Source organism: Methylobacterium sp. E-016, assembly GCF_022829745.1.
Classification (GTDB): domain Bacteria; phylum Pseudomonadota; class Alphaproteobacteria; order Rhizobiales; family Beijerinckiaceae; genus Methylobacterium.
In genome coordinates, this window is the sequence record NZ_JAKSYF010000136.1 from 1 (window position 1) to 4,600 (window position 4,600).

Below are 4,600 nucleotides of genomic sequence, written 5' to 3' on the forward strand. Positions count from 1 at the left end.
GGGCGTGCGGCGGGCGGCATCGTGAGCGGGTTTCGGCTTTGGGATGAAACGCCCATCCCCTCTCCCCGCACGCGGGGAGAGGCCCTGCCGCACCCCGTCGTGCGGCCGGGAAGCGCAGCCGAAGCGGCGGTGAGGGGGCGGTGCCGTGGGAGGCTCGCCGGTCGAAGCCCCCTCACCGTCGGCTGCCGCCTCGCCGCGACGACGACGGGGTCGTCGCGGCCCTCTCCCCGCAGGCGGGGCGAGGGGATGCGCGGGTCCCGGGCGCGCGTTCCGATGCGGCGGGAGCTCCTGTGGCCGGGGGCCTTGCTCCAGGGGCCATTGCTCCAGGGGCCATTGCTCCAAGGGCCATCACTCCAGGGGCCATGCGTCCGTCCGCCGAGCGCCGACGACGCCCCCCGCCTTGCCGGGGCAGCCCCGCGGCGCCACATCCCGGGCCATGGCCACCCTCGCTCACCGGTTTCCGCCGATGGATCCCTCGCAGACCTTCTCCCAAAGCTGGCGCGCGGGCACGACGCTGCGCATCGGCGACCAGAGCCGCGAGGCGACGCTCGCCCGGCTCGAGGCGCTGGCGCACCTGCTCGATTCCGCCTTCCTGATCCCCGGCCTCAACCGGCGGGTCGGGCTCGAGGCGGTGATCGGCCTCGTGCCGATCGTCGGCGACATCGCCGGCATGGTGATCTCGTCCTACATCGTCGCGGAGGCGCGCCGCCTCGGGGCGCCGCGCTGGCTGATCGCGCGGATGGCCTTGAACGTCGCCTTCGACGGCGCGATCGGCATCGTGCCCCTGGCCGGCGACCTGTTCGACGCCGCCTTCAAGGCCAACCGCCGCAACGTCCGCCTGCTGCGCCGCTGGATGGAACGCAGCGGCGGGCTGCGCCCCAACGAGATCGACGGCACCGCCGTGCGGATCGACGGCTGAGGGTTCCCAGGGCACGCGGTTCCCGTCCCCTCCCCCCTCTGCGGGGGAGGGCGGGCCTCGCGTCAGCGCGGGTCGGGAGAGGGGAGCGACCTCTCCGGATGCGGCGCTCCCCTTTCCCCCCCTGCTGCGCAGGGTCCCCTGCCCCGCACCCCAGTTGGGCCTGCCCGACTTGGGCACACGGGATGCGGATCTCGGGCAAGCCCGAGATCCGTCGGGGGAAGGGAAATCGCGCGCACCCTACGACCCACTTCGTGCCCCACTTGCGGAGCAGCCCGCGATGAACGAGATCGCCCGGCCCCCCGAGGGCGACGCCGTGCCCGCGCCGATGCCCGGGGCGCAGCCGATCGTGCTGCGGCCGAGCGAGGGCCTGCCCAAGGCGCGGCCGCTCGCGCCCCGCCGCGGCGGGCTGTCGCCGCTCAACCGGCGCCGGCTCGAGAACTTCCGCCGCAACCGGCTCGGCTACGTCTCGTTCCTGATCTTCCTGGCGTTGTTCGTCGTCAGCCTGTTCGCCGAGATCCTGGCCAACGACCGGCCGATCGTCGCCTCCTACAAAGGCGAGTGGCTGTTCCCGGTGCTGATCGACTACCCGGAGGAGAAGTTCGGCGGCTTCCTGGCGCGGACCGACTACCGCACCCCCGAGATCGCCAGGGAGATCGCCGAGAACGGCTGGGCGATCTGGCCGCCGATCCCGTTCTCCTACGACACCATCAACGACGGGCTGCCGACGCCCTCGCCCTCGCCGCCGACCTGGATGCTCACCGACGCGCAGTGCCACGCCGCCGAGACGGTGCCGGGGAAGGGCTGCGCCAGCATTCCCTGGCACTGGCTCGGGACCGACAACACCACGCGCGACGTGCTCGCCCGCGTGATCTACGGCTTCCGCATCTCGGTGCTGTTCGGGCTGATCCTGGCCGCCGTCTCCTCGCTGATCGGCGTGGTCGCCGGCGCGGTGCAGGGCTATTTCGGCGGCTGGGTCGACCTGTCGTTCCAGCGCTTCATCGAGGTCTGGGGCGGCATCCCGACCCTCTACCTGATCATCATCATCTCGGCCTTCATCGCGCCGGGCTTCTTCGTGCTGCTCGGGATCATGCTGCTGTTCTCGTGGGTGGCGCTGGTCAGCGTGGTGCGCGCCGAGTTCCTGCGCGCCCGCAACTTCGAGTACGTGCGGGCGGCCCGCGCGCTCGGCCTGTCGAACGTCCGCATCATGACGGTGCACCTGCTGCCCAACGCCATGGTGGCGACGCTGACCTTCCTGCCGTTCATCCTCAACGGCTCGATCACCACCCTGACCTCGCTCGACTTCCTCGGCTTCGGCCTGCCGCCCGGCTCGCCCTCGCTCGGCGAGCTGCTGGCCCAGGGCAAGGACAACCTCACCGCGCCCTGGCTCGGCCTGTCCGGCTTCCTGGTGATCGCCGCGATGCTGAGCCTGCTGGTCTTCGCCGGCGAGGCGGTGCGCGACGCGTTCGATCCGCGCAAGACCTTCCGCTGAGCAAGACCTTCCGCCGAGCGAACCCTTCCGCCGAGCGAACCCTGCCGCCGAGCGCGCCGGTCCGCACCGCAAGACTGTCCGTCGGCACCGGCGTCGCGCGAAGCGACTGTGTCCCGGAGATGCGCCCGCCGGCCGCGCGCCGCGAATGCCTCGCGCGAGGACCGGGCCGGCCCGCGGATGCTTGACGCCTGAGGTTCGAGCACCGTCGGCGCGGCGGGATCCTCCGGCCCGAGGCATCCGTTCCCACGCCCGGCCGCGAGAACATCATCGCGATACTTAGTATGTCTATACCGGTACGCGTGAATTCAAAATATCCCAGGTCATTGATCTTGGTGCGACACTTTTATCCACCATTGCGCAGACCTCCGGTTTGGACATAAAGCCGTCGCCCGGGCCGGCGGTCGCGCAAGACGCATCCGTCCAGCATTTGGCCCGCCCGCCCCGCCCGCGCGCGGGCGCTGTAACGGGTTCGGGCAACAGCGGAATCCCGCCCTCCGCAGTTGCAGAGATTTCGCGCGGCGCTGAGCACTGCATTGCTGCGGATGCCGGGTCGGTTGCACGGATAGCGCCGAAGCACGGCAGGCAAGATCCACACTTGTTCGTGTGTTGAGCACCGATAACCGCTCCGACATCCTTGCTTTCTCTGCCAAACATCATAATTCCTCCGGGTGGGGACCCATCAAGGAACAGGCAAGGAACGGACGTATGTCTGAAACTACACCGTCGGCACAGACCAGCAACGAGTATATCGAGCGGACCGTCGACGTCGTCGCGGCCTACGTGTCGAACAACTCCGTGCCGATCACGGAACTGCCGACGCTCATCGCCAGCATTCACGAGGCGCTGAACAACGTCGGCTCCGGAACGACCCCCGTCGCGGCCGAGACGGTCGAGAAGCCCAGCCCCGCGCAGATCCGCAAGTCGATCCGCCCCGACGGGCTGGTCAGCTTCATCGACGGCAAGTCCTACAAGACGCTGAAGCGCCACCTGACCAAGCACGGCCTCGACCCGCACAGCTACCGCGACCGCTACGGCCTGCCGGCCGACTACCCCACCACCTCGGCGAACTATTCGGCCCAGCGCTCGGCGCTCGCCAAGAGCCTCGGCCTCGGCCAGCCCGGCCGCTCGACCCCCGCCGAGGCCCCCGAGGAGGTCGAGGAGGCGGCGCCCGCGCCCGCCCGCCGCGGCCGCAAGGCTGCGACCTCCGCCGTGAAGGGCAGCCAGTCCCGCAAGGCCGACGCCGCCTGAGGCCGAGGCGGCCTCGCGCCCGCTCCGGCACGATGCCAGCCCCATCGGCAGACCCGGTCTCGCCGGAGACCTGCGTGCCGTCGGGCAGGTCGTGCCGGACGGGCGGATCGCGCCTCCCTCCGCTCCCTCCGCTCCCCCTCCCTCCGCTCCCCTGCAGCGCCCGACGACCGGCCCACGCCGCTCGGGCCGGCATTCGCCGGACGCGTGAGCGGGAAAGGCGCGGCGTGCCGAGCGAACCGACACCGCACGCGCGCCGCGATCCGGCGCGGCGTGCGGTGTCGTTTGCGAAGACCGTTCTCTCGAAGAATCGGCGGCGTCAGAGCGCGGCGCGCTGCCCAAGCAGCCGGGCCCGCGCCCGCGCGACCAGGGCGGCGCGGGCCTGCTCGGCGTCGTCGGCATCGAGCAGCGGCGAGGCGGCGAGGGCGGCGAGGTAGGCCCGCTCGGGCGCGCGGCAGGCGCCGATCGCCGCGTCGGCCGCCAGGAGCCGGCTTCCGATCGCGGCGCGCAGACCGAAATGCCGGTCGAGGCAGCCGTGCCAGGAGGCGTAGCGCGTCCCGGCCTCGCCGGCCCGCGCCGGCAGCACGGCGGCGAGCGCGACGAGCAGGCCCGCGGCGAGCAACGATTTCGCGATGGAACGGAACATCATGGGCGTCGGGGTGGGCGGCTCCGATCCCGGAGCGTCGCGCCGACGCGGTGAAGGTTTCGTCAACGCCCCGACTGCGAGGCCATCCCGTTTCGGGACGTCGCCGCCGATCTCAGCGGTTGGCGGTGGTGACCGGGGAGGTGACGCCGCCGAGGGAGACCCAGGCGACGGCGTCCTGGCTCTCGCGCTTGATGAAGGTGTAGCCGGTGCGGTGCCAGGGCAGGATCTGGCTGGTCTTGTTGTCGAGCACCAGGTCGCCGCGGTCGGTGATCAGGGTGAGCACGGCGTGGCCCTCGCCCTT

At 71.5% G+C, this 4,600-nt stretch carries 5 protein-coding genes; 3 read left to right on the forward strand and 2 right to left on the reverse strand.

Translation table 11 applies throughout. From position 1 onward, the window contains the following. The first annotated feature begins 466 nt into the window (after positions 1–466). The 3 genes from MKK68_RS19375 (at position 467) to MKK68_RS19385 (ending at position 3,656) form a co-directional block, all read left to right on the forward strand. The gene (locus tag MKK68_RS19375; RefSeq protein WP_147729523.1) at positions 467–919 is read left to right on the forward strand and encodes a DUF4112 domain-containing protein; all 453 of its coding nucleotides are present in this window, start codon (positions 467–469) and stop codon (positions 917–919) included. A 277-nt stretch (positions 920–1,196) separates the two neighbouring features. Further along, entirely contained in the window at positions 1,197–2,408 is a 1,212-nt protein-coding gene (locus tag MKK68_RS19380; RefSeq protein ID WP_244032432.1) for an ABC transporter permease, read from the forward strand. A gap of 705 nt (positions 2,409–3,113) precedes the next feature. Then, a complete protein-coding gene (locus tag MKK68_RS19385) occupies positions 3,114–3,656 on the forward strand; it encodes a MucR family transcriptional regulator (RefSeq protein ID WP_147860436.1) in 543 nt (180 codons plus the stop codon). Between the two features lie 316 nt (positions 3,657–3,972). Here the strand turns inward: MKK68_RS19385 and MKK68_RS19390 are convergent, their stop codons facing one another. After that, positions 3,973–4,302: a hypothetical protein gene (locus MKK68_RS19390; protein WP_243935786.1), complete on the reverse strand. Its 330-nt coding sequence runs from the start codon at positions 4,300–4,302 to the stop codon at positions 3,973–3,975. A 109-nt stretch (positions 4,303–4,411) separates the two neighbouring features. Then, positions 4,412–4,600 (reverse strand): transglutaminase-like cysteine peptidase (locus tag MKK68_RS19395; RefSeq protein ID WP_244032433.1); only part of this gene is annotated, 189 nt, incomplete at its 5' end.